The 22,708-nt window shown below is 71.3% G+C and carries 22 protein-coding genes; 14 read left to right on the top strand and 8 right to left on the bottom strand.

Annotated features, from left to right (window positions below):
• Positions 1-74 precede the first annotated feature (74 nt).
• Together B378_RS0101400 and B378_RS0101395 are read left to right on the top strand one after the other, a co-directional pair.
• The gene (locus tag B378_RS0101400; protein WP_017342040.1) at positions 75-740 is read left to right on the top strand and encodes a hypothetical protein; all 666 of its coding nucleotides are present in this window, start codon (positions 75-77) and stop codon (positions 738-740) included.
• A 379-nt stretch (positions 741-1,119) separates the two neighbouring features.
• Complete coding sequence (locus B378_RS0101395; protein WP_017342039.1) at positions 1,120-1,812, top strand: hypothetical protein; 693 nt, start codon at positions 1,120-1,122, stop codon at positions 1,810-1,812.
• 49 nt (positions 1,813-1,861) lie between these two features.
• Here the strand turns inward: B378_RS0101395 and B378_RS0101390 are convergent, their stop codons facing one another.
• The gene (locus B378_RS0101390; RefSeq protein ID WP_017342038.1) at positions 1,862-2,350 is read right to left on the bottom strand and encodes a cupin domain-containing protein; all 489 of its coding nucleotides are present in this window, start codon (positions 2,348-2,350) and stop codon (positions 1,862-1,864) included.
• A gap of 323 nt (positions 2,351-2,673) precedes the next feature.
• Between B378_RS0101390 and B378_RS0101385 the strand changes: the two genes are divergently transcribed.
• On the top strand, positions 2,674-4,251 hold the full coding sequence (locus B378_RS0101385) for an alpha-isopropylmalate synthase regulatory domain-containing protein (RefSeq protein WP_026046116.1): 1,578 nt from the start codon (positions 2,674-2,676) through the stop codon (positions 4,249-4,251).
• 63 nt (positions 4,252-4,314) lie between these two features.
• Complete coding sequence (locus B378_RS0101380) at positions 4,315-4,626, top strand: hypothetical protein (RefSeq protein ID WP_017342036.1); 312 nt, start codon at positions 4,315-4,317, stop codon at positions 4,624-4,626.
• 31 nt (positions 4,627-4,657) lie between these two features.
• On the opposite strand, the gene B378_RS0101375 is transcribed toward B378_RS0101380, so the two are convergent.
• Positions 4,658-5,035, bottom strand: coding sequence for a group 1 truncated hemoglobin (locus tag B378_RS0101375; RefSeq protein ID WP_017342035.1), 378 nt, complete (start codon positions 5,033-5,035; stop codon positions 4,658-4,660).
• A gap of 103 nt (positions 5,036-5,138) precedes the next feature.
• Positions 5,139-6,575, bottom strand: coding sequence for an MATE family efflux transporter (locus B378_RS0101370; protein ID WP_017342034.1), 1,437 nt, complete (start codon positions 6,573-6,575; stop codon positions 5,139-5,141).
• Between the two features lie 159 nt (positions 6,576-6,734).
• On the opposite strand from B378_RS0101370, the gene B378_RS0101365 reads away from it, so the two are divergent.
• From B378_RS0101365 to B378_RS16055, 3 genes are all read left to right on the top strand, one after another.
• Positions 6,735-7,142, top strand: coding sequence for a gamma-glutamylcyclotransferase (locus B378_RS0101365; RefSeq protein WP_017342033.1), 408 nt, complete (start codon positions 6,735-6,737; stop codon positions 7,140-7,142).
• 267 nt (positions 7,143-7,409) lie between these two features.
• Positions 7,410-8,621 carry a threonine ammonia-lyase gene (ilvA, locus tag B378_RS0101360; protein ID WP_017342032.1) on the top strand — a complete coding sequence of 404 codons (1,212 nt, stop codon included), beginning with the start codon at positions 7,410-7,412 and terminating at the stop codon, positions 8,619-8,621.
• A 284-nt stretch (positions 8,622-8,905) separates the two neighbouring features.
• Positions 8,906-9,106: a hypothetical protein gene (locus B378_RS16055; RefSeq protein ID WP_082224190.1), complete on the top strand. Its 201-nt coding sequence runs from the start codon at positions 8,906-8,908 to the stop codon at positions 9,104-9,106.
• Here the strand turns inward: B378_RS16055 and B378_RS0101355 are convergent.
• The 4 genes from B378_RS0101355 to folP form a co-directional block, all read right to left on the bottom strand.
• Complete coding sequence (locus tag B378_RS0101355; protein ID WP_017342031.1) at positions 9,095-9,658, bottom strand: hypothetical protein; 564 nt, start codon at positions 9,656-9,658, stop codon at positions 9,095-9,097. The genes B378_RS16055 and B378_RS0101355 overlap by 12 nt on opposite strands.
• Before the next feature lie 138 nt (positions 9,659-9,796).
• Positions 9,797-10,867: an NAD(P)/FAD-dependent oxidoreductase gene (locus B378_RS0101350; RefSeq protein WP_017342030.1), complete on the bottom strand. Its 1,071-nt coding sequence runs from the start codon at positions 10,865-10,867 to the stop codon at positions 9,797-9,799.
• A 76-nt stretch (positions 10,868-10,943) separates the two neighbouring features.
• Complete coding sequence (locus B378_RS0101345; protein ID WP_017342029.1) at positions 10,944-12,440, bottom strand: bifunctional oligoribonuclease/PAP phosphatase NrnA; 1,497 nt, start codon at positions 12,438-12,440, stop codon at positions 10,944-10,946.
• Between the two features lie 76 nt (positions 12,441-12,516).
• Positions 12,517-15,153 carry a dihydropteroate synthase gene (gene folP / locus B378_RS0101340; RefSeq protein ID WP_017342028.1) on the bottom strand — a complete coding sequence of 879 codons (2,637 nt, stop codon included), beginning with the start codon at positions 15,151-15,153 and terminating at the stop codon, positions 12,517-12,519.
• 655 nt (positions 15,154-15,808) lie between these two features.
• On the opposite strand from folP, the gene B378_RS0101335 reads away from it, so the two are divergent.
• The 4 genes from B378_RS0101335 to B378_RS0101320 all read left to right on the top strand — a co-directional run bounded on the left by B378_RS0101335 (position 15,809) and on the right by B378_RS0101320 (position 18,956).
• Positions 15,809-16,861: an ABC transporter ATP-binding protein gene (locus B378_RS0101335; RefSeq protein WP_017342027.1), complete on the top strand. Its 1,053-nt coding sequence runs from the start codon at positions 15,809-15,811 to the stop codon at positions 16,859-16,861.
• The gene (locus B378_RS0101330) at positions 16,858-17,613 is read left to right on the top strand and encodes an ABC transporter permease (RefSeq protein WP_017342026.1); all 756 of its coding nucleotides are present in this window, start codon (positions 16,858-16,860) and stop codon (positions 17,611-17,613) included. The genes B378_RS0101335 and B378_RS0101330 overlap by 4 nt, the downstream gene beginning before the upstream one ends.
• Before the next feature lie 88 nt (positions 17,614-17,701).
• Complete coding sequence (locus B378_RS16565) at positions 17,702-17,845, top strand: hypothetical protein (protein WP_017342025.1); 144 nt, start codon at positions 17,702-17,704, stop codon at positions 17,843-17,845.
• A gap of 97 nt (positions 17,846-17,942) precedes the next feature.
• Entirely contained in the window at positions 17,943-18,956 is a 1,014-nt protein-coding gene (locus tag B378_RS0101320) for an aldo/keto reductase (RefSeq protein WP_017342024.1), read from the top strand.
• Between the two features lie 22 nt (positions 18,957-18,978).
• On the opposite strand, the gene hisH is transcribed toward B378_RS0101320, so the two are convergent.
• Positions 18,979-19,632 carry an imidazole glycerol phosphate synthase subunit HisH gene (gene hisH / locus B378_RS0101315; protein WP_017342023.1) on the bottom strand — a complete coding sequence of 218 codons (654 nt, stop codon included), beginning with the start codon at positions 19,630-19,632 and terminating at the stop codon, positions 18,979-18,981.
• 129 nt (positions 19,633-19,761) lie between these two features.
• Here hisH and B378_RS0101310 point away from each other — a divergent pair, with 129 nt between their 5' ends.
• The 3 genes from B378_RS0101310 (at position 19,762) to B378_RS0101300 (ending at position 22,702) form a co-directional block, all read left to right on the top strand.
• Positions 19,762-20,811: a phosphate/phosphite/phosphonate ABC transporter substrate-binding protein gene (locus tag B378_RS0101310; protein ID WP_017342022.1), complete on the top strand. Its 1,050-nt coding sequence runs from the start codon at positions 19,762-19,764 to the stop codon at positions 20,809-20,811.
• Positions 20,812-20,882: 71 nt separating this feature from the next.
• Positions 20,883-21,689, top strand: coding sequence for a phosphonate ABC transporter ATP-binding protein (gene phnC / locus B378_RS0101305; protein WP_017342021.1), 807 nt, complete (start codon positions 20,883-20,885; stop codon positions 21,687-21,689).
• A complete protein-coding gene (locus B378_RS0101300; protein WP_017342020.1) occupies positions 21,686-22,702 on the top strand; it encodes an ABC transporter permease in 1,017 nt (338 codons plus the stop codon). The genes phnC and B378_RS0101300 overlap by 4 nt, the downstream gene beginning before the upstream one ends.
• Positions 22,703-22,708: the final 6 nt, after the last annotated feature.

Raw genomic sequence — 22,708 nt, 5'->3', positions numbered from 1 at the left:
GCGACGCGCCACCGCCCGAGCGGACACGGTTCCGACGCGAGCCTTTTCTGCCGTGCCCGCGTAGAACCGCTCCCATGGACGAGAAGACCGCCGAACTCCGCGACCTGTTCGTCGACGCCACCGGCTCGGAGACGGTCACCGAACGCCAGGAGGCGGAGCGGGGGACCCTCGTCGACCGCGACGACGCCAGCGAGGAGCTCCGCGACCTCGTCGCCGCGATGCGCGAGCGGTACGGCTTCTCGACGCCGCTCGACGACGCCGCCTACGCGCTTGTCGCACGGGGCCGCTTCGAGAGCGAGGACGACGCGGCGATCGCCGCAGCCCTGCGCGATGGACTGGAGGACGGTGGCACCGACGTCGATCCCGACGAGGTCGACGCCGAGACCGTCCGGAAAGCGCGCCTCGACCTCCACCTCGTGCGCGAGTCGGACCGCGAGGTCGACGTGGACGAGAACAGTGAGGATCCCGCGTTCGAGTACGCCGACCTGAAGCGCCTCACCGCGGCCGGGAACTCCATCGTCGAGTGCGCCGAAGAGTTGGACGCACAACCCGATGTCGTCGCCCGGTACGCCGCCGTCGCGCGGACGGACATCGCCTCCACCCGGGCGAACGACCGCTTCCGCGACGCGTTCCGGGACCTCCTCACCGACGCGGACATCGAGGGGTCGCTCGCGAGCGACGCCCGCGAGGACGGCCTCCGCGAAGCGACCGAGGACATCGAGACGGACGTTTCTTTATAAGTAGTTGACGGCGGATCGCAGGTGAACTTCTCCAAAGTCCCAGACGCTCATTTATAAACCAATACTGACAGATCGGCGGAGAACATCTCCAAAGCCCCAGCCGCGAGGACGGCGCACGCTCGCTGCGCGCTTCAGTCGCTCACTCCGTTCGCTCCTTCCAGTGCTTGCGTCGCCTGCGCCGTCCTCGCGGCTGCCCCTTTGAGTCCCGCCCCGCACCGCAACCGCACCTCACACCTCCCCAGCCTCGTCGGTGGTCCTCCGCTTCGCTCCGGACCACCGACTCCCTCGCGCGTGCGACTCGCGGCCGCCGAGGGCGGCCGCTCGTCGGCACGCGCCACCGCAGTTCTATTTATAAACAAAGCCGCGGCCAGCCTGACGCGTGACCCTCGTCCCGTTCAGCGATCTGGCCCGCGCGGCGTACTGCCCCCGACAGCTCTACTACGTCCGGCGCGACGACGAGCGGAGCGTCCCGCCGAAGGCGCGCGAACGCATCGACCTCGCGTTCCGATACGGTGAGCTGGTCGACGCGTCGAACCGGACGCTCCGGGAGCTGCCGCTCCACCGATCGCCGGCAGCCTACCGTCGGAATCTGGACCGGCTGCGCGAGCGCGAGGAGTACGAGCGTCTCGTCGACCCCGCGAGCGAGCGCGGCTTCCTCTCGGGCAAGGACTGTCACGGGACTGTTCACAAGGTGCTGGAAGCGGACGAGGGGGCGACCGATGCGGACGACGAGGGTGCCGCGCCGCCCGTCCCGACCCTCGTCTCGTCGGGCGAGCCGCCGGAGCAGGGCGTGTGGGAGCCGCAGGCGGTGCGCGCGGTCGGGCTCGCGAAGGCGCTGGCGTGGGAGCGCGAGCGCGAGATCGAGCGCGCGCTGGTCGAGTACCCCGCGGTCGGGGTCGTGCGCGAGGTCCGACTGACGGTGCGGAAGAAGGCGGCGTATCGAAAGGCGCTCCGCGCGGTGCGGTCGATCGACGGCCCCCCGCCGCGCGTCGACGACGACCGGTGTAACGCCTGCGACTACGCCGCGGAGTGCGGCACCCGGCGGCGGTCGCTGCGGTCGCTGCTTGGGTGAGGCGGGTGCGGTGGCGCGGCGCGGTCGTCTCGAACGCCGCGAACGAGTCTCACGGCGAGAACGACGTACCGCACTCCGTACAGGTGAACCGGAACCGGCCCTCGTCGGTGAGTTCGGTGTCGTGGACGCGTTCGCCGCCGCAGTCGCGGCACTCGACGATCGACTCGATCTGGTCCCAGTCGTGGCGCGCGCCCGGCGCGCCGACCGCCCACGCGACCACCTCCTCGTCGGCGTCCTCGGCCACGAACCCGGACTGGAACTCGCCGGGCGCGAAGCGAATCGCCTCGTCCGGGCCGACCTCGACCTCGTCGCGCTCGCGGCCCACCTCGAAGGTGGCGGTGCCGGAGCGGACGTAGAAGATCTCCTCCTGGTCGCCGTGGGTGTGGAGGCCGCCGGAGAACGCGTCGCCGGGCGCGAGCTCGAAGTAGTTCATCGCGACGTGGTCGGTGCCGAGCGCGCGCGAGACCGGCTTTCGGAGGTCGTGAACGCCCATGGGATTCGTGACGACGTCGACGTCGTCGATCGCGACTCGCTCCATGCGGGCCGGTCGCAGGGGAGTCCCCTAACGGTGTCGGCGGTCGCGACGAGCGATCGCCGACGAATCGCATCAAGGATTCCTCGACGAAACCCGGGTTACAGCGAGGATCGCTCGGCCAAACCTGACGCGACCCGGCAGTTTATACGTGTGTACACTGTTCGCACGGGTACGAATGACGCGAGACACTCGCGATCGTTCGGAGGATAGAGGAAGTCGCCTCGCGGCGGCTGGCCGCGAAATTCTCCGACGATAACGACTCCGGGGCACGACCGCCCCGCGGCGGCACCGACCCCGAGACCACCGCAGAGCCGACGGACTCCCTTTTGACCCGAACCACACTCACCGACCTCGACGAGGTACAGCTGTTAGACACCACCCTGCGCGACGGCGAACAGATGCCCGGCGTCTCCCTGACGCCCGGCGAGAAGGTCGACGTCGCCCGCGAGCTCGACGCCGCCGGCGTCCACCTGATCGAGGCCGGCTCGGCGTGTACCTCGGAGGGCGAGCGCGAGGCGATCCGCCGCGTCGCCGACGAGGGGCTGGACGCGACCGTGACGAGCTTCGCCCGCGGCGTGAAGCGGGACGTGGACCACGCGCTCGACTGCGGCGTCGACGGCGTGAACCTCGTCGTCCCGGCCTCCGACAAACACGTCGAGACGAAGGTGGGGTCGACCCGCGACGAGGTCGTCGAGACGACGGTCGAGCTCGTCGAGTACGCGAAAGACCACGGGCTGTGGGTGGAGGTGCTCGGCGAGGACGGCTCGCGCGCCGACCTCGACTACCTCGAGCGCCTGCTCGGCGCCGGCCTCGACGCGGGCGCGGACCGGATCTGCTACTGCGACACGGTCGGCGCGGCCGACCCCGAGCGCACCGCCGCGGTCGTCTCGCGGCTCGCGGAGCTGGGCCCGACGAGCCTCCACACCCACGACGACCTCGGGTTCGGGTTAGCGAACGTCCACGCGGGGCTGAAGGCGGGCGCCGACACCGTCCACGGCACCGTCCTCGGCGTCGGCGAGCGCGCGGGCAACGTCGCCCTCGAGGAGGTCGCGATCGCGCTCGGCGAGTCGTACGACGTCGACACCGTCGAGCTCGAGCGCCTCTACCGGCTCTGTCGGACCGTCTCGGAGGCGACCGGCGTCGCGCTCCCGCCGAACAAGGCGGTCTGCGGCGCCAACGCCTTCGCCCACGAGTCCGGGATCCACACCGACGGCACGCTCAAGGACGGGACGATGTACGAGCCGTACCCGCCCGAGACGGTCGGCCGCGAACGCCGGCTCGTCCTCGGCAAGCACGCGGGCCGCGCCGGGGTGAAGGCCGCGCTCGCGGAGCACGACGTCGCGGTCGACGACGACGAGCTGCGCGAGGTCGTCGCCCGCGTGAAGGAGCTCGGCGAACGCGGCAAGCGCGTCACGGACGCCGACCTGCTCGCCATCGCCGACGACGTTCGCGGTCGCGAGCGAGAGCGACACGTCGAGCTCGTGGATCTCTCGGCGACCTCCGGCGGCAACCTCCCGACCGCCTCGGTCCGGCTCCGCGTCGGCGACGACGAGCGTGTCGCCTCCGGCACCGGCGCCGGCCCGGTCGACGCGGGACTGGAGGCGGTCCGCGCGGCGCTCGCGGGCGACGACGGCGACGATCGCGGGGCCGCACCGGACGGCGAGCGCGACGGCGTCGCCTTCGAACTCGACTCCTACCACGTCGACGCGATCACGGGCGGCACGGACGCGGTGGTCACCGTCGAAGTCGACCTCTCGCGCGGGGACCGCTCCGTGAGCGTCTCGGCGTCGGACGCGGACATCACCCGCGCGAGCGTCGTCGGGATGGTCGACGGGCTCGACCGCCTGCTCGCGGCCGAGGCGGACGCCGCGGGCACCGAGCCGAACGCGGTCGCGGACGACTGAGCGGCGGCTTCCTGGGCGCGGCGTCTGACGAGGTTTTTATTCGTTGGCGTCCGATCGCCGGGTGTGAGCGTCGTCGTCGCGATCAAGCCGTCCGCGCGCAAGCGGAACGCGAAGGTGGGGAAACTCGTCTTCGAGGACGGGCCCTGCCACGCGTTCGAGAGCCGCGCGGCCGCCGAGCGCTGGGCGGACGACCTCTCGACGGGCGACGGCCACGTCTGGGTGGCGAGCGCGCATCCCCGCGACGACGGCGACGCCGACTGTTACCTCGTCTCGCGGGCCACGAACGCGAAGCTGGAGGCCGCATACGACAAGCGCCGGCGCCGGTTGCGGGGCGACACCGGCTCCGAACAGGAGTCGCTCGGCGGGGAGCCCTGACCGAGGAGTCCGGTCCGCGGGCGAGTCGGCGCTACCCGTCCGCGGGCGGGCCGCCGACCACGTCCTCCTCGAACCCCGCGACCGCCTCCATCACCGCCTCGCGGTCGCCGTCGTCGACGTCGAAGGCGCGCAACGCCTCGTCGAGATGCGTCGCGACGACCTCGAACTCCGCGTCGGTTATCGCCAACTCCTCGTGAGCGGCCGCCATCTCCTCGCCCTCGTACCGGATCGGCCCGCCGGTGACGGCGCTCAGGAACTTGGTCTGGTGCGAGCGCTGGTCGGCCATGTCCACGTCGTCGAAGTGGTGGTTCACTCGGTCGTCGTCGAGCACCCGGTCGTAGAACTCGTTGACGACCGCGCCGATGGCCGGTTCGCCGCCGAGGCGGTCGTACAGCGTCTCGTTCGACATACGTCGGTGACGGACGCCCGCCGTATCACTGTTCCCCTGCGGGGGAGAGAGCCCGTCTCCGCGCCGAGTCCCCGTGTCGCGGAAGTGCTTCCGTTCTCCCGTCTCACGGCGAATCGTCCGCGCGCGAGCCGTCGCCGGACGCGGCGTCTGACTCGGCGCCCGGCCCGGACCCGCGCGCGTCCATCATGTCCGCGGCGCGGCTCGCCCAGTCCGTGTACCGGAAGCCGGCGGCGACGACGAGCGCCATCCAGGCGTAGGCGGCGAACACCCCCACGTACGCGCCTTCGGGGCCGAACCCGGCGGTGCGACCGAGCAGCCACGAGAGGCCTAAGAAGAGCCCGAACATGCCCGAGACGCGCGCGACGAGGGGGATCCGCGTCTCGCTGGCGCCCTGAAGCGAGCCGGAGAGGGCGGAGAAGCAGGCGAGCGCGGCGCCCGCGACGCCGTACACCCGCGCGAAGTCGACCGCGGACGCGATCGTCGGGGCGTCGTCGGTGAATATCGGGACGATCCGCGGCGCGGCGACGACGAGCCCGAGCCCGATCGCGCCGACCGTGAGCACGCCGAGGCTCGCGACCGCCCACCCGTTGAACCGCGCGGCCTCGGGGTCGCCCTCGCCGAGCGCCTGTCCGACGAGGATCGACGCCGCGACGTTGTAGCCGCGCGAGAGCGGTCCGGTCACCTGCTGGTAGACGCGGCGGCCGATCTGGAAGCCGGCGTTGACCGTCTCGCCGAAGCCGAGGAGGAGCGCGTTGAACGGGAACTCCGCGATCTCGGAGCCGAACCCCTCCAGCACGCGCGGGGCGCTCACGACGAGGAGCTGCTTCGCGATCGTGAGGTCGCGCGGCCACGCGAACTCGGCGTCGGTCCACGACCCCCAGATCGCGAAACAGAGCAGGCCGGCCGTGAGCACGTTCGCGCCCGCGGTCGCGAGGCCGACGCCGAAGACCTCCAGCCGCGGCAGGCCGAACAGGCCGAGCCCGAGGACGACTGACCCCACGATGTTGACGGAGTTAGCGGCGATGTTGATGTACATCGGCGTCCGGGTGTCGCCGGTCCCCTGGAGCGCGCGGGCGCCGACGAGGGCGACGTGGCGCGCGGGGGCGGTCGCGAACACGATCGCGAGGTACGTCGAGCCGAGGTCGACCACCGCGGGCGAGGTCCGCTCGCCGACGAGTCGGCCGAACACGTCGATCGCGAACTCGCCGAAGAGGAACCCGAAGAGGACGAACGGGACCCCCGCGAGCGCGCCGAGCAGGATCGCCTGCGTCACCGCCTCGTCGCGGTTCTCCGCGGCGCCCGCGCCGGTGTCCTGCGAGGAGAGCGCGATGGCGCCGCCGCCGAGGCCGAGCCCGATCCGCAGCGGGAACCGGGCGTACAGGTCCGCGAGGCCGATGGCGACGACCGCGGCCGGCGAGAACAGCGCGGTGACGAGGATGTCCGTCGTCCGCATCGCGGTGCGGAACGTCTGCTCGGCCATGACAGGCCACGCGAGCGCGAACACGCGCTTCCAGACGCGCCGCAGCCGCGGGAGGTCCATGCGTCGCGTTCGACGGGCCCCCGCGGTATTGATATACCGGAGGCGGTCGGCGTCGCCGGAGGTCGGGGGCGACGGGAGCGGGGCCGCGTCGCGGGGAAGTCGACCGCGTCGGACCGGGAGCGCCCGAACGTTGAAGCCCGCGAGCGACCCACGGGCCCCATGGACGTCTTCGTGTACGGGACGCTGACCGAACCGGATCGAGTCGCCGAGGTCGTCGACTCGTTCGTCTTCGTCGGCCCCGCGACGCTCGACGGGCTCCGGCTCGTCGAGGGGCGGTACCCGACGCTCGCGCCGGGCGGCGAGACGGCGGGGCGGCTCCTCCGGACGGACGAGGTCGACGCGCTCGACGCGTACGAGGACGTCGACGGCGGGCTGTACGTCCGCGAGGCCGTGCCGCTCGACGCGCCGACCGGGCATCCCGACGCCGCCGCGGTGTACGTCGGCGACCCCGACCGGCTCGACGCGGACGCGACGTGGCCCGGAACGGGACCGTTCGCGGAGCGGGTGCGGTCGGTCCTCGACGACCGCGACGTGCGGGTGCGGCTCACCCCCCGAGATCCCGTCTGACGGAGCGATGACGGCGGCGCAGTCGTGCGGTTTCACTTCCGCTCTGGTAGCCTCACCTTTTTGTATTCCCGTCGCCACGTTTCACTCGCACGTCACACGCGTGCATTCCCCCCTTATCAACCGCGAGCGGCCGCGTCGTCGATCCGGGCCGTCGACCCGCGATCGGCTCGTCGGTCGAGCCGGCGACCGCGACGCGGCGGTCGCTCGCCGCTTTTTCGATCGAGACCGACCGGAACCGATTAGCGGGCGGCGCGGCGACGAGGTGGCATGCTCACACTCGCCGACATCCGCGAGGCGCGCGAGCGGGTCTCGGGCGTCGCCCGCCACACGCCCTTGGAGCGGTCGCGCTCCTTCTCCGAGATGAGCGGCGCGGACCTCCACCTCAAGCTGGAGAACTTCCAGCGGACCGGCGCGTTCAAGATCCGCGGCGCGATGAACCGGATCCAGACGCTCTCCGACGCGGAGCGCGAGGCCGGCGTCGTCACCGCGAGCGCCGGCAACCACGCGCAGGGCGTGGCGCTGGCGGCCAGCCGCGCGGGCGTCGACGCCACCGTCGTGATGCCGAAGTTCGCGCCCGTCTCGAAGGTGAAGGCCACCCGCGGGTACGGCGCGAGCGTCCGCTTGGAGGGCGTCGACTACGACGAGGCGCAGGCGTACGCGCACCGGCTGGAGGAGGAGGAGGACCGCACCTACGTCCACGCGTTCGACGACCCGGTCGTGATGGCTGGCCAGGGGACGCTCGGCCTCGAGATCGTCGACGACTGCCCCGATCTGGACACCGTCGTCGTCCCGATCGGCGGCGGCGGGCTGATCTCGGGGGTCGCGGTCGCGATCAAAGAACAGCTCCCCGACGTGCGCGTCGTCGGCGTTCAGGCGGAGGGCGCCGCCTCGGCCGCGAAGTCGCTGGAGGCGGGGGAGGTGACGGAGATCGACAGCGTCGACACGATCGCCGACGGGATCGCGACGCGGTCGGTCGGCGAGCAGACCTTGGAGGTCATGGCGGAGTACGTCGACGAGGTCGTCACCGTCGACGACCGCGAGATCGCCTTGGCCCTCACGCTCCTCCTCGAACGCGCGAAGACGCTCGTCGAGGGCGCCGGCGCGGTCGCGCTCGCCGCCGTCCTCTCCGACGCCTTCGAGTACGACGACGGCGAGACGATCGTCGCCGCGCTCTGCGGCGGCAACATCGACCTCAACCGCCTCGGCACCGTGATCCGCCGCGGGCTGGTCCAGATGGGCCGGTACCTCAAGATCACCATCGATTTAAAAGACCGCCCCGGCGAACTCGAACGGGTCTCCAGCATCGTCGCGCGCACCGGCGCGAACGTGTACGCGGTCCACCACGACCGCACCTCGCGGGACGTGGCCGTCAACGCCGCCGAACTCGAGCTCGAACTCGAGACCGACGACGCCGAACACGCCGCCGACATCGTCGACGCGCTCGAAGCCGACGGCTACGAGGTCGAAATCCTGTCGTAAGGCGGGCAGCGACTATTTATAAATAGAACCGCGGTGGCGCGCCCCGGTGAGCGGCCCTTCGGGCCGCGAACCGCCGGTGCGAGGGAGTCAGTCGCCGGAGCGAAGCGGAGGCGGCTGACGAGGCTGGGGAGGCGTGAGGCGCGGGGCGGTGCGGGGCGGGTGGGACTCAAAGGGGCAGCCGGGAGGCGGGCGCAGGCGACGCAAGCACCGCAACGAGGGAGCGAACGGAGTGAGCGACCGAGTGCGGAGCGCAGCGAGCGTGCGCCCGCCTCCCGGCTGGGGCTTTGGAGGCATTCTTCGCCGATCCACAATCAACTGTTTATAAGCAAGCGGCTGGGGCTTTGGAGGCATTCTTCGCCGATCCACAATCAACTGTTTATAAGCAAGCGGCTGGGGCTTTGGAGGTGTTCTCCGGAGCCGCGGCTTATAAACGAACGGCTGGGACTTCGGCGGTGTTCACCGCCGATGCGACATCAGTCTCCTGACGAGTTCGTGGAGCCGTCCGTCTGTTCCGGGGCCGAAACGCTCCCGCTCACGCTCGTCGACCCGCCGAGGAGCGAGGAGTCCGAGTCGCCGCGGAGCGTCGTGACCGTCTCGCCGTCCTGTTTCACGATCAGGGTCCACGGGTCCTCGCCCGCGGGAATCCGCATCGTGCCGTTGTAGCGGACGACGCCCGAGCACGACCGGGACGCGTTCCCCGCCTCTTCGATCGGGACGTCGAGGACGTAGGCCGACTCGTTCAGCCGTTCGAACGTCGGGCCGCCGACCGCGTGCGAGGAACTCGGCAGCGAGACGTTTCGAGCGTACGTTATCTCCGTGTTCCCCGGCCCGGCAGCCACCGACGTGGAGCTGTTGGCCGCGAACTCGTCGGGACAGCGGACCTCGTCGGAATCGAAGTGGAGCAGCGCCGGCGGATCGCTCGCTCCGCCGAGGAGGCCGCCGGGACCTCCCGACACGGGACCGGCGAGGGCGACGGCGCTACCGGTCACGAACAACGCGAGCGCAGCGGCGACGACGGCAAGACCGCGTCTGTTCATCTCGTTTCGAACGACGGCGGGACCGCGGATAGTACCGCGTATAACGCAAAGAAGAGTTTGAGTCACCGATCGCCTCACGGGGGCGGACGGGGGCGTCGGAGCGGTGACCCGGACGCGACGAAAGCGGCGAACCGCCCCTCAGTCGTCCGCGGCCGCGGCGTCGACCTCGGCCTCGTACAGCTCGCCGGCGCGCTCGCGCTCGGAGAGGTACTCGTCGGCGTCGAGCGCCGCCTTCACGCCCATGCCGCTCGCGGTGGCCGCCTGCTGGTAGTGGAAGTCGACCACGTCGCCGGCGCCGAACAGGCCCTCGACGCCGGTTCGGGTCTGCCCGCCGCCGCGGCCGCCCTCGGTGATCAGGTAGCCGTCGTCGTCGGTCTCGATGCCGGTCCCTTCGAGGAAGTCCGTGTTCGGCGTGTGGCCGATGGCGTAGAAGACGGCGCCCACGTCGAACGCGTACTCGTCGACCTCGTCGGCGGTCGCCGGGTCGTCCAGCTTCTCCGTCGGGTGGCCGTCCGGGTGTTCGACGAGCGTGACGTGGTCGATCCCGTCCTCGGGGGTGCCGTGGATCTCGGTGAGTTCGGTGTTGAGGAGGAGCTCGATCTCTCCGTCGTCGACCTTGTCCATCACGCGCTCGATCCACACGTCCTCGGCGCGGAACTCCTCGCGGCGGTGGGCGATGTAGACGGTGTCCGCGAACTTCGTCAGGAAGTTCGCCTCCTCCATCGCAGCGTCGCCGCCGCCGACGACGAGCATGTCCTCGTCGCGGAAGAACGCGCCGTCGCAGGTGGCACACGTCGAGAGGCCGTACCCCATCAGCTCGTCCTCGCCGGGGACGCCGAGCGTCCGGGCGCTGGCGCCCGACGCGGCGATGACGGCGTCGGCGGTGTAGACATCGCCGTCGGAGAGCGCGACGCGGAAGTGGCCCGCGGGCTCCTTCGAGACGTCCTCGATGACGCCGTTGCGGGCCTCGGCGCCGAACTTCTCGGCCTGCTCTTTCATGTCGTTGATCAGGCTCGGCCCGGAGATCCCCTCGGGGAAGCCGGGGTAGTTCTCCACGTCGGTCGTCAGCGTCAGCTGGCCGCCCGGCTCGTCGCCCTCGATGAGCAGCGGGTCGTTGTTCGAGCGCGCGGCGTAGATCGCCGCGGAGAGGCCCGAGATACCGGTGCCGGCGATGATCAGTCGACGGTGTTCGACGATGTCGTCGGTCATGTCCCACAGTTGGCCGGCGCGTCGTATGTACGTTGCGACCGTTGCGCGATTCCCGCACGACCGCCTCTCGGCGACCTCAGTCGGTCGGGAACTCCGGGGGGAGCCCGGTCGGCTGCGCGGGCGCGTCGTCGAGCGCCTCGAAGAAGCGCCCGGCGACGAACGCCTCGACGACGTCCGCCAGCGACTCCGACTCGGAGACCTCAGAGAGGATGCCGAGGGGGACCTGCGCGCCGGCCATCGAGGCGTGCCCCCCGGCGGAGCCGACGGGGTCGAGCGCGTCGCGAAGCAGCTCGCCCGCGTCGAGGTCGGCGCCGCGGGCGCGGGCGGAGCCGTAGATCACGCCGTCCATGTAGCCGTAGACGAACGTCACCGTCACGTCCTCCAAGTCGAGGAGCCGCTCGGCCGCCTGCGCGAGCGCGTCGCGGTCGGCTATCTCCCCGACGCAGGAGGCCGCCACCGACCCGCGGACATCGCGGTTCTCGATGGCGGCCGCGAGGACGCGCAGCGTCTCGGGGCTCACGCTCGGGCTCTCGACGCGTTCGAGCGTCGACTCGTCGGCGTGCGCGAGCAGCGCGGCCGCCGCCTCGAAGTCGTCGATGGCGGTCGCGCGCGTGAAGTCCTTCGTGTCGATCCGGATGCCATATAAAAGCGCCGTGGCGAGGTCCCGCTCCGGCGCGATCCCGTACCGCGAGAGGTACTCGGAGATGAGCGTGCTCGTCGCGCCGACCGCGGGGCGGATGTCGACGAACGACCCCGCGACCGGCCCCCGCGGCGGGTGGTGGTCGACGACGACGTCGACCGGGTGGCCCTCGGGGAGGCTGTCGTTGATCCCCGCGCGGGAGTGGTCGACCAAGGCGACGCCGCCGTACGCGTCGAGGTCGATCTCGTCGAACGACCGCAGCCCGATGTCGAGGAGGTTCACCAGCGCGCGGTTCTCCTGGTGGGCGATCTCGCCGCCGTAGCAGGCGTCCGCCTCGACCCCGATCGATGCCGCGATCCGCGCTAACCCGAGCGCGCTCGCGATGGCGTCCGGATCGGGGTTGTCGTGCGCGACGACCAGCAGCGGCCCCGAGAGCCCCCGGAGCGCCGAGAGCAGGCGAGCGGGCTTCTCGCCGCTCCCGCCGTCGACGCCGGCGAACTCCGCGTCGACGTCCGAGCCGCGGCCGTCGTCGAGACCGACCGCCTCGAACACGCGGTCGGCGACCGACTCGACCGGGTCGACCACGCGGTCGGCCACCGCCTCGACCGCCGCCCGCTGCTCGTCGGTCGGCGCCGTCCCGAGGTGGGCGACGATCAGCGCCTCGGGGTACCGCTCCCGTGCCGCCCGCGCGGCGGCGACGTTTCGCTCGGCGTCGCCGCTCGCGATCAGCACGACCGCGGCCGCGTCCGGGTACGTCGAGGGGTCGGTCGGGTCGGCCTCGACGGTGGCGACGTTGCGGTCGCGCAGCGTCGACACCCAGCCGGTGTCGTCGGTGATCGCCACCAGATCGTCGCGCCCGCCGCGCTCGTCGCGCGCGTGTTCGACGAGCGCGTTCCCGACCGCGCTACAGCCGAGCAGCAGGCGCCGGGTCATACGGGCGCGAGGGGGTCGCGAGGCAAAACGCTGCCGTCGGCGCGGCGCGAGGCCGGGACCGGAGGCCGACTCCGAGTCATTCCGCGTCCTCGTCGTCGCGCAGCGCGCCGTCCTCGCGCAGCGCGCCGTCCTCTCCGTCTCCGTCCCGAAGCGCGCCGTTCACCGCGGCGGCGACGTCGACCGCCGCGCGGTTCTCGGCGACGTCGTGGACGCGGACGATGTCCGCGCCGCGGTCGGCGGCGAGCGCGGTGCCCGCGACCGTCGCGTGCTCGCGGTCGTCGGCGCCGCGGCCGACCGCGCCGTACAGCGACTTGTGCGAGTGGCCGACGAGGACCGGGCAGCCGAGCGCCGCGAACTCCCCGCAGCGGGCGAGCAGTTCGAAGTCCTCCGCCGGCGACTTGCCGAAGCCGAGCCCAGGGTCGACGATGACGCGGTCGCGGTCGATACCGGCCGTGTCCGCTAACGCGAGCCGCTCGCGGAGCTCGTCGACGACCTCGCCGACCACGTCGTCGTACTCGGGGTCGGCGTCGGGATCGACCGGCGCGTCGAGGCTGTGCATCACGATCACCGGGCAGTCGGCGTCGGCGACGACCGACCGCATCTCGGGGTCCTCCAGCCCGGTCACGTCGTTGATCACGTCCGCGCCGGCGTCGAGCGCCGCCTCGGCGACCGCCGGCTTCCGCGTGTCGACGGAGACGAGCACGTCGCCCTCGCCGACCGCGGGCACCGACTGGATCGCCTCGATCGTCGGGACGACGCGCTCGATCTCCGCCTCGACCGGGACCGGCTCCGCGCCCGGACGGGTGGACTCCCCGCCGACGTCGACGATATCGACCCCGGCCTCGACCATCCGCTCGACGCCCGCGACCGCGTCGTCGAGGTCGGCGTGGCGCCCGCCGTCGTGGAAGGAGTCCGGCGTCACGTTGAGCACGCCCATCACGGCGGTGCGGTCGGTCCACGGGAAGTCGGGGTCGTCCTCGTCACTCGCGTCGCCCTCCTGCGCTTCGATTCCGGCCGCCGCAGCGAGGCCGGCCGCCACGCCGCCGAGCCCGCCGGCGTCGGCCGCAGCGAGCCGGTCGACGAGTTCGCGCAGTTCGGCGACGGTCGCCGCGACGGTGACCGGGACCTGCTCGCCGCCGGCCCCCCGGTCCTCGTCCGCGCCGAGGCCGCCGAGGGCCGCGTCGCCGCCGACCGCCCGGGCCTCGCTCGCGACGCGCTCGGCGCGGTCGCCGCGCAGCCGGAGCGTGAGGACGCGGTGGTCGACGCCGTCCCGGTGGGCCGCGACGCCCGCGGGCGGGACGCCCGCCGTGTCGAGCGCGTGCGCCGAGTCGTCTGCGTCGCCGACCGTGCGCTCACGGACGGTCCGCATTCGGGCCGCCCGGGCCTCCGCGACCGCGAACAGCGAGCCGACGAGCAGCACGCAGTCGTCCGGGTCTGCGCGGTCGACGGCGTCGGCGAGCGCGTCTGCCACGTCGTCGCCCGCGCTCACCTCGCCGACCCCCGCCGACCGGAGCGCGGCCGCGAGCACGTCGGGGTCCTCGGCGCGATCGATGGCGGGCCGGCAGGTGACCGCCGTCGCGGCGTCGGGGAGCGCCGCGGCGGTCTCGGCGTGGTCCTTGTCGTGCATCGCGGCGTACACGAGGTGGAGGTCGTCGTAGTCGTACTCGTCCAGCGTCGCCGCGAGCGTCCGGGCGGCCGCGGGGTTGTGCGCGCCGTCGAGGACGGTCAGCGGCGCCGTGTCGACCACCTCGAAGCGGCCGGGCCACGTCGCCCGCGCGAGGCCGTCGCGCACGGCGCGGTCGGGGAGCGCGGTTTCCGAGGAGGCCGGCACCGCGTCCCCAAGCGCCGCCGCGGTCCGGTCCGCGAGCGCGACGGCGACCGCCGCGTTCGCGGCCTGGTGGCGGCCGACGAGCGGGAGCCGGTACGTTCCCTCGCGCTCGCCGCGGAGCGAGACCTCGGCGTCGGTGGCGCTGACGCGGCCCTCGTAGGTCGCGGCGAACGCGGGCGGGTCGTCGATCCCGTCGGATTCGGAGCTCCCGGAACCGTCGTCGCCGGTCACCCGCGTCACCGGCGCGCCGGCCTCGCCGGCGACCTCGCGGACGACCTCCAGCGCCTCGCCCTCGCAGGCGGTGACGAACGGCGCGTCCGGACGGGCGATCCGGGACTTGGTGCGGGCGATCTCCCCGATCGTGTCGCCGAGCACGTCGGTGTGTTCCAAGGAGACGTTCGTCACGGCGGTGGCGACCGGGTCGACCGCGCTCGTCGCGTCGTACTCGCCGCCGAGGCCGACCTCCAGAACGGCGACATCGACATCGCGGCGCGCGAACTCCCGGATCCCCATCGCCGTGACGACCTCGAAGAAGGTGAGCGGCTCGCCGGCGGCCGCCCGGTCGATCAGCCACGGGCGCACCTCCTCGACGAAGTCGGCGATCGCGGCCTCCGTCATCTCCCGGCCGTCGACGCGGACGCGCTCGGCGAGCGCCGAGAGATGCGGGGAGGTGTACAGCCCCACCGACAGCCCCGCCTCGCGCAGGACCGACTCCGTCAGCCGCGCCGCGCTGCCCTTCCCGTTCGACCCGGCGATCTGGACGAACGGGACCTCCTCTTGGGGATCCCCGAGGTGCGCCAAGAGCGCCTCGACCCGCTCCGTGCCGGGCTTGACCGAGAAGCGGCGGAGGTCGAAGAGGAACGCCGCCGCCTCGTGGTAGTGCATACGCCGTAGGTCGGGAGCGCCTCGCTTAGGGGTAACGGACCGTGACGAGATGGTCGATTGCGTGGGGAGGGAGTGAGGCTCGGCCGGTGTCGAGAGCGCAATCGTCGACGCACCGGCCGCGGGGCCGGACCAGATCGGTCTCGGAACCACGACGACCGCCGAATCCCCAGTCGCTCGCTTATAAATGGTTGATCGCAGATCGGCGGTGAACACCGCCAAAGCCCCAGTCGCTTGTTTATAAATAGGTGATCACGGATCGGCGGCGAACACCGCCAAAGCCCCAGCCGCTCACTTATAAACAACAGATCGCGGATCGACGGCGAACACCGCCAAAGCCCCAGCCGCGAGGCGACCGTACGCTCGCTGCGCTCCTCGCTCAGTCACTCCGTTCCTTCGCTGCGGTGCTTACGTCGCCTACGGTCGCCTCGCGACTGCCCCTTTGAGTCCCACCCGCACAGCAGCCGCACCTCACACCTCCCCAGCCTCGCGGTTCGCTTCGGGCTCCCTTCGGTCGCCCGTCGCTCACCGCGTCCCTCGCGCGTGCTCCTCGCGGCCGCCGGGGCGGCCGCTCGCAGGCACGCGCCGAAGTTGATTGGGTGGGGCGTGTCGCCGACCGAAAAGCAACCCTTACGCGCGCCGCGGCCGCAGTCGGGCCATGGACGAGACAGCGACCGACGCCGCGGTCGACGCCCCCGCCGACGGGGCGACTCCGGGCCCCCCCGACGCCGCCGGCGGCGACCCCGTCGTCGTCGGCGAGGGCGTGCGGAAGTCGTACGGGGATGTCGACGCGCTCGACGGGGTCGACCTCGACGTGGCCGCGGGCGAGGTGTTCGGGCTCATCGGCCCGAACGGCGCCGGGAAGACGACGCTGGTGCGCGCGCTGACAGGGACGACCGAGGCCGAGGGAGACCTGCGCGTCTTCGGCGCCCCGCCCCGCGACGTCGACCCGGCTCGGATCGGGCTGCTCCCGCAGTCGTTCGACCCGCCCGCGCGGCTCACGGCCCGCGAGCTGGTCGACTACTACGGCGGGCTCTACGACGAGGCGCGCGACACGGAGTCGGTCCTCGACGACGTGGGGATGGCCGACGATGCGGACGCCTGGTACGAGACGCTCTCGGGCGGCCAGAAGCGCCGGACCTGCGTCGCGACCGCCGTCGTCAACGACCCCGACCTCCTGTTCCTCGACGAGCCGACGACCGGGATCGACCCCGCCGGCCGGCGGGCGATCCACCGGCTGATCGAGCGCCTCGCGGCCGGCGGCACCACCGTCTTCCTCACGAGCCACGCGATGGACGAGGTCGAGCGGCTCGCCGACCGCGTGGCCATGCTCCGCGACGGCCGGGTCGTCGCGAGCGGGGCCCCCGACCGGCTCGTGGCGGAACACGGCGGCGCGCCCCGGCTCGACGCGGCGACGGCGGAACCGGCGACCGACGAGGTCGTCGCGGCGGTCGCGGCCGGCGTCCGCGAGCGCCTCGGCGAGGATCCGACCGTCGAGGCGACCGACGAGGGGCTCCGGGTGCGCGGGGTGCGGCCCGAGTCGATCGGCGCCGCGGTCGACGCGCTCGACGACGCCGGCGTCGCGTTCGATTCGCTGTCGTGGTCGGAGCCGTCGCTGGAGGACGTGTACCTGCGGCTCACCGGCGAGGAGTACACGCGGCGGGAACGAGCGGACGATTGGGCCGGAATCGATGAGGAGGGCGACCGATGACCCGCCTCGGCCGGATCCGGACGGAGGCGGTCGCGGCGGGGCGCTCGTTCCTCCGCCGCCGGACGGCGGTGTTCTTCACCTTCTTCTTCCCGGTCATCCTCGTCGTCATCTTCGGCGCGCTGGTGCGGACTCAGCCGACCGGCGGGGGCCTCTTCGCCGAGCCGGCGGGCTACTACATCCCGGGGTACCTCGCGGTCGTCGTCCTGTTCACGCCGCTGTCGCGGGTGGGCTCCGAGATCGCGCGCCACCGCGACGGCGGCCGGTTCGAGAAGTTGGCGACCACGCCCCTCTCGCGCGCCGAGTGGCTGCTCGCGCACACGCTCGTCAACGTCGGGATCATCGGCGCCGCGAGCCTGCTCATCCTCGGCCTCGTGCTCGCGGTGACTGACGCGACCCTGATCGTCTCGCCCGCGCTCGCCGCGCTGCCCGTCTTCGTCGCGGTCGCGGTGGCGCTGTTCTGCGGGCTCGGCGCCGTCCTCGGCGCGCTCGCCGACTCGCAGGACGGCGTGATCGCCGCGAGCAACACGGTCGCGCTCCCCCTCCTCTTCCTCTCCGAGACGTTCGTCACGCCGTCGCTGCTGCCGGAGTGGTTCCTGCCCGCGGTCGCCGCCTCGCCGCTGACGTACTTCGCGCGGGGGACCCGGGCGATCACCTTCGAGGGTGGGGCGTGGGCCGGCGACCTGCTCGTGTTGACCGCGCTCGCCGCCGGCTTCCTCGCGGTCGGGGCGTACGCGGTCCCGCGGACGGAGTGACCGGGCCGCCGCTCGGCGACCGGCCGCAGTCCGGGAACCGTCCATTTATGTCCGCAGCCCGCGTCCGGAGAAGACGAGAGGAAAGCCGTTGACCACCGTTCACTTCACCTGTCCGGACTGCGAGCAGACCATCGAAGTCAACGACGCGATGCGGGAGACGATACTCGAGTCCGGCTGTCCGGTGTGTACCGCGACCGCGGCGGAGGAGAACTTCGCCGTGACCTGCGAGTAGCCGCCGCCCCCGCTCCCGTCCTCGGCGATAGGCGAGAGTTCACACACCGCATCCGGTTGCTGAGGCTTTTTGCGTCGACCGCGACAACCGTTCGACGATGACGCCCGAACTCGACGAGATCGATCTGGGAACCGTGCCGCTCGGCCGAACCGGCCTGCGGACGAGCGAACTCCAGTTCGGCACGTGGCGGTTCGGCCGCGTGACCGAGGCGGGGAACGTCGAAATCGACGAGGACCGCGCCCACGAGCTGCTCGACGCCTACGAGACCGCCGGCGGGCGCTACATCGACACCGCCGACGTGTACGGCGGCGGCGACTGCGAGCGCTGGATCGGCGACTGGCTCGCCGAGCGCGACCGCGAGCGCTACACGGTCGCCTCGAAGGTGTACTGGCAGATCCGCGACGGCGACCCGAACAGCCGCGGCACGAACCGCAAGAACGTCCGGCACCGCGTCGACGCCCTCCTCGACCGGCTCGACACCGACTACGTCGACGTCCTCTACATCCACCGCTGGGACGACGAGACGCCCGCCCGGGAGCTGATGAAGACGCTGAACGGGCTCGTCGAGTCCGGCAAGGTCCACTACCTCGGCGCCTCCACGCTCCGCCCGAACGCGTGGAAGGTCGCCCGCGCCAACGAGATCGCCCGGAGCGAGGGGTGGGAGCCGTTCAAGGTTCTCCAGCCGCGCTACAACCTCGTCGACCGCGAGGTCGAGGGGGACTACCTCGAGTTCGCGCGCCAGCGAAACCTCGCCGTCTCTCCGTGGAGCCCGCTCGGGCAGGGCTTCCTGACCGGGAAGTACGACCGCGACGCCGACCTCCCGGACGACTCGAAGGCAGCCGAGTCGAGCCGGTTCCAGGAGGCGTACCTCACCGAGGAGAACTTCGACGTCCACGACGAGCTCGACGCGGTCGCCGACGAGGTTAACGCCTCGGCCGCGCAGACCGCGCTCGCGTGGCTCGCGCACCGCGACGGCGTCACCGCGCCCATCGTCGGCGCCCGGACCGTCGACCAGCTCCGCGAGAACCTCGCGGCCGCGACGATCGACCTCTCCGACGAGCAGGTCGAGCGGCTGACCGCGGCCAAGCCCGGGCCGTACGACGCGCTCTGAGAAAAGCGAACGCGGTCGCCGACTACTGCTCGGCGCAGTAGTCGACGAAGTTCCGCAGAATCCGCAGCCCCGTCTCGCCGCTCTTCTCGGGGTGGAACTGCGTGCCGAACACGTTGCCGGCCTCGTTGGCGACGACGGCCGGGAAGTCGACGCCGTAGTCGGCGGTGGCGACGACCGCGTCGGCGTCGTCCGGCTCGGCGTAGTAAGAGTGGACGAAGTAGGCGTGCTCCCCGTCGACGCCCTCGACGATCGGGTGGTCGCGCGCGACCTCCAGCTCGTTCCAGCCCATGTGCGGCACCTTCCGGTCCACGTCGAACCGGACGTTAGTGCCGGGGACCAAATCGAGGCCCGTCACCTCGCCTTCGCCCTCGTGGTCGGCCTCCTCGCTCGTGGTGAGGAGCATCTGCATCCCGAGGCAGATCCCGAAGAGGGGGCGCCCCGCCTCGGCGTGGTCGGTCAGCGCCTCGCGCAGGGGGCCGGCGTTCTCCATCCCCTCGCGGAACGCGCCGACGCCGGGGAGGACGACCCCGTCGGCCGCGGCGAACGCCTCGGGGTCGTCGGTGATCTCGACGGTCGCGCCCGCGCGTTCCAGCCCGCGGGTCGCGGACCGGAGGTTCCCGAGACCGTAGTCCACGAGGGCGACGGACACCTCTCGATCCGTTGGAGATTCGTCCATGTTACCGATACATCACCTGCGTGGAAGTCAGTTTCCATCCGGGATCCACTACAGAGCAGTATATACCTGTCCGTATATTTGAACAGCAACACTTTTGATAGATCAGTAAAACGCCAATATGTACTCCTCATGGAGCGACGACGCCAATTCCTCAAGGTCGCGGGCGCAGCAAGTATCGTTGGACTCGCCGGCTGTAGCGGCGGCGGCGACGGGTCCGATGGGTCGGACGGTAGCGACGGGTCCGACGGCGGCGACGGGTCCGATGGGTCGGACGGGTCGGACAGCGACCCGGAGATGACCTTCGGCGGCGACGGCACGGTCGACTTCGGCATCTCGCCGTCCGTCCCGCAGGAGGACCTCAACGTACAGTACTCCCCGCTCGAAGACCACATCGGGAGCTACCTCCGGGAGAACTACGATGTCCCCAGCGACCTCAGCGTCGAGGGGACCATCGGAAGCAACTACAGCGCCATCATCCAGTCGCTCGGCCAGGGAACGCTGGACATCGCCGAGACCGGACCGTTCGCGGCCGCGCTCGGCGTGATGACCGACAACGCGGAGATCATCCTCCAGCGGTACGGCTACGGCGGGTGGACGTACAAGAGCATCATCGCGACGCCGAACGACAGCGACATCACGGAGCTGTCCGACCTCTCCGGCAAGACGGTCGCGTTCTCCGACCGGCTCTCGACGAGCGGCGCGCTGTACCCGCTGTACAGCATGTCGAACCAGGGCGGCCTCGACGTCGGTGAACTCCCCGAGGGCAACGGCTCGCAGGCCGAGTTCGACGCCCGGTTCGCCGGCGGTCACGTGGGCTCGTACACCCTGCTCGAACAGGGCCAGGTCGACGCGGCGGCGATGGGCGGATTCGTCCGCGACACGAAGACCGGCCCCGCGCCCGAGGAGTGGCAGGAGGTCGCGACGACCCTCCACGCGGACGAGGGGCTCCCGCGCGCGCCCATCGTGGTCTCGCCCGAACTGAGCGACGACGTGAAGACCGCCATCCAAGAGGCGTTCTTGGAGGGTCCGGACAGCATCTACTACGGCGCGGACGGCGAGGACGGCACCGAAGACGACCTCTGGTTCAGCCGCGTCCGCGAGTCGAGCCGGGAGGACTACCAGTCCGTCATCGACGTCGCCGACGAGCTCGGCGTCGGGACTGACATCTTCAACCAGTAGGAGCCCGCTCGGTCCCCAACTTCGGATCGTTTTTCATACGATCGGTCCGTTCTCGGACAAAGTCAAACCTCATGCCAACGATCGAATTCGAAAACGTCAGCAAGATATACGACGAGGACACCGTCGCCCTCGACGACGTGTCGTTCACCATCGACGAGGGGGAGTTTGTCATTCTCCTCGGTCCCTCCGGCGCCGGAAAGTCGACGATGCTTCGGGTGTTGAACGGGCTCACGCAGCCCACCGAAGGCTCCGTTCGCATCGGCGGCGAGGAGCTCCAAGGGAACCGCAGCGGGGTCGGGATGGTGTTCCAGGAACACTACCTCATCGAGAGCAAGACCGCGTTCGGCAACGCCCTGTCGGGGGCGCTCTCCCGGAACGGGCTCCTCCGGAGCGCCCTCGGGATGCACGACGACGTCGACAAGCGGACCGCCCTGGAGGCCCTCCAGACGGTCGGCCTCCTCGACGAGGCCGGCCAGCGCGCCGAGTCGATGAGCGGGGGCCAGAAACAGCGCGTCGGGATCGCCCGCGCGCTGGTCCAGAACCCCGAGATCGTCCTCGCCGACGAGCCGGTCGCCAGTCTCGACCCGAAGGCCGCCCGCGACGTGATGCGCTATCTCAAGAAGGCGGCGACCGAGCAGGACCTCACCACGATCACCAGCCTCCACCAGGTGAACATCGCGCGCGAGTTCGGGGACCGGTTCCTCGGCATCCGCGACGGGGAAGTGATCTTCGACGGCGACGCGGACGACCTCACGATGGACGAGATGGACCGGATCTACTACGGCGAGCCCCAGGGCGGCAAGACGGTCCCGACCGGAACGAGCGGCGACGAGCTCGGCGAGGCCGACGCCGCCGCCGACGGGGGTGAGCGGGCGTGAGCTCGCCGCCTGACTCGGCGATCGACGACCAGTTCCGCACGCTCGAACGGCTCCGCCGACTCAAGTACCTGCTGTGGGGCGTGCTGCTCGCCGCGGTCCTCGGCGTCACCTACTGGGGGCTCGGCTTCATCGGCTTCCAGTCGAGCGTCGTCGCCGAGCGGCTCCCGGGGATGTACGAGTTCATCGCGACCGGCTTCTTCCCGCCCGACTTCCAGAACTTCACGATCTACACGAAAGACCAGGGGATCACCGGGTTACAGGCGATCCCCGCGAGCTTCGGCGACGGCGGCGCACACATCGTCGAGAGCTTCCAGTCGCAGCGGCAGTCGCTGGTGAAGGCGAGCCTCGTGACGCTCCTCCTCGGCTTCATGGGCACCGTGTTCGCCTTCCCGTTCGCGCTCGTCCTCGGCGTCCTCGGGAGCGAGCGCGTCACACCGTTCCCCTTCAACTTCATCTTCCGGGGCACCCTCAGCGGCATCCGCGCCATCCCCGCCATCGTCTGGATCTTCCTGTACATCCCTATCGGCCCGCCGGGGCAGGTGACGGCGGTCCTCGCGATCGCGACCGACAGCATCGGGAACCTCGGCCGCCTGTTCACCGACGACCTCGAGGAGATCGAGGAGGGGCCGATCGAGGCGATCCGGTCGACGGGCGCGTCTGGCACCCAGACCGTGAGCTTCGGCATGCTGAGTCAGGTGTCGCGCTCCTTCATCGCGTGGACGCTGTACATCTTAGAGATCAACACCCGGATCGCCATCTCGCTCGGCGTCGTCGGCGCCGGCGGCCTCGGGCTGATGATCCGGAACAGCCAGGACCTCTTCGAGTTCCAGCAGACCGCGGCCGGCCTGATCATGGTGTTCATCGTCGTCCTCGGCATCGAGCTGATCTCCTCGCGCATCCGCGCCCGGCTCCGGCCCGGCGAGCACGAGGGGAAGGGGCTGATCGAAGCGATCCGCGGCCTGTTCGACGCGAAGAAGTGGCTCGGCGTCGGCGACCGGTCCGACCGAGACTGACGCCGC

Source organism: Halorubrum sp. T3, from assembly GCF_000296615.1.
Taxonomy (GTDB): domain Archaea; phylum Halobacteriota; class Halobacteria; order Halobacteriales; family Haloferacaceae; genus Halorubrum; species Halorubrum ruber.
The sequence above is the reverse complement of the archived record's forward strand: the minus strand, read 5'-3'. Positions and strand labels throughout refer to the sequence as shown.

Excerpts from the sequence above, each read along its gene's own strand:
- B378_RS0101400 (WP_017342040.1), top strand. The coding sequence starts at position 75 with ATGGACGAGAAGACCGCCGAACTCCGCGACCTGTTCGTCGACGCCACC.
- B378_RS0101390 (WP_017342038.1), bottom strand. The coding sequence starts at position 2,350 with ATGGAGCGAGTCGCGATCGACGACGTCGACGTCGTCACGAATCCCATG.
- B378_RS0101375 (WP_017342035.1), bottom strand. The coding sequence starts at position 5,035 with ATGTCGAACGAGACGCTGTACGACCGCCTCGGCGGCGAACCGGCCATC.
- B378_RS0101370 (WP_017342034.1), bottom strand. The coding sequence starts at position 6,575 with ATGGACCTCCCGCGGCTGCGGCGCGTCTGGAAGCGCGTGTTCGCGCTC.
- B378_RS0101365 (WP_017342033.1), top strand. The coding sequence starts at position 6,735 with ATGGACGTCTTCGTGTACGGGACGCTGACCGAACCGGATCGAGTCGCC.
- ilvA (WP_017342032.1), top strand. The coding sequence starts at position 7,410 with ATGCTCACACTCGCCGACATCCGCGAGGCGCGCGAGCGGGTCTCGGGC.
- B378_RS0101355 (WP_017342031.1), bottom strand. The coding sequence starts at position 9,658 with ATGAACAGACGCGGTCTTGCCGTCGTCGCCGCTGCGCTCGCGTTGTTC.
- B378_RS0101350 (WP_017342030.1), bottom strand. The coding sequence starts at position 10,867 with ATGACCGACGACATCGTCGAACACCGTCGACTGATCATCGCCGGCACC.
- B378_RS0101345 (WP_017342029.1), bottom strand. The coding sequence starts at position 12,440 with ATGACCCGGCGCCTGCTGCTCGGCTGTAGCGCGGTCGGGAACGCGCTC.
- folP (WP_017342028.1), bottom strand. The coding sequence starts at position 15,153 with ATGCACTACCACGAGGCGGCGGCGTTCCTCTTCGACCTCCGCCGCTTC.
- B378_RS0101335 (WP_017342027.1), top strand. The coding sequence starts at position 15,809 with ATGGACGAGACAGCGACCGACGCCGCGGTCGACGCCCCCGCCGACGGG.
- B378_RS0101330 (WP_017342026.1), top strand. The coding sequence starts at position 16,858 with ATGACCCGCCTCGGCCGGATCCGGACGGAGGCGGTCGCGGCGGGGCGC.
- B378_RS0101320 (WP_017342024.1), top strand. The coding sequence starts at position 17,943 with ATGACGCCCGAACTCGACGAGATCGATCTGGGAACCGTGCCGCTCGGC.
- hisH (WP_017342023.1), bottom strand. The coding sequence starts at position 19,632 with ATGGACGAATCTCCAACGGATCGAGAGGTGTCCGTCGCCCTCGTGGAC.
- B378_RS0101310 (WP_017342022.1), top strand. The coding sequence starts at position 19,762 with ATGGAGCGACGACGCCAATTCCTCAAGGTCGCGGGCGCAGCAAGTATC.
- phnC (WP_017342021.1), top strand. The coding sequence starts at position 20,883 with ATGCCAACGATCGAATTCGAAAACGTCAGCAAGATATACGACGAGGAC.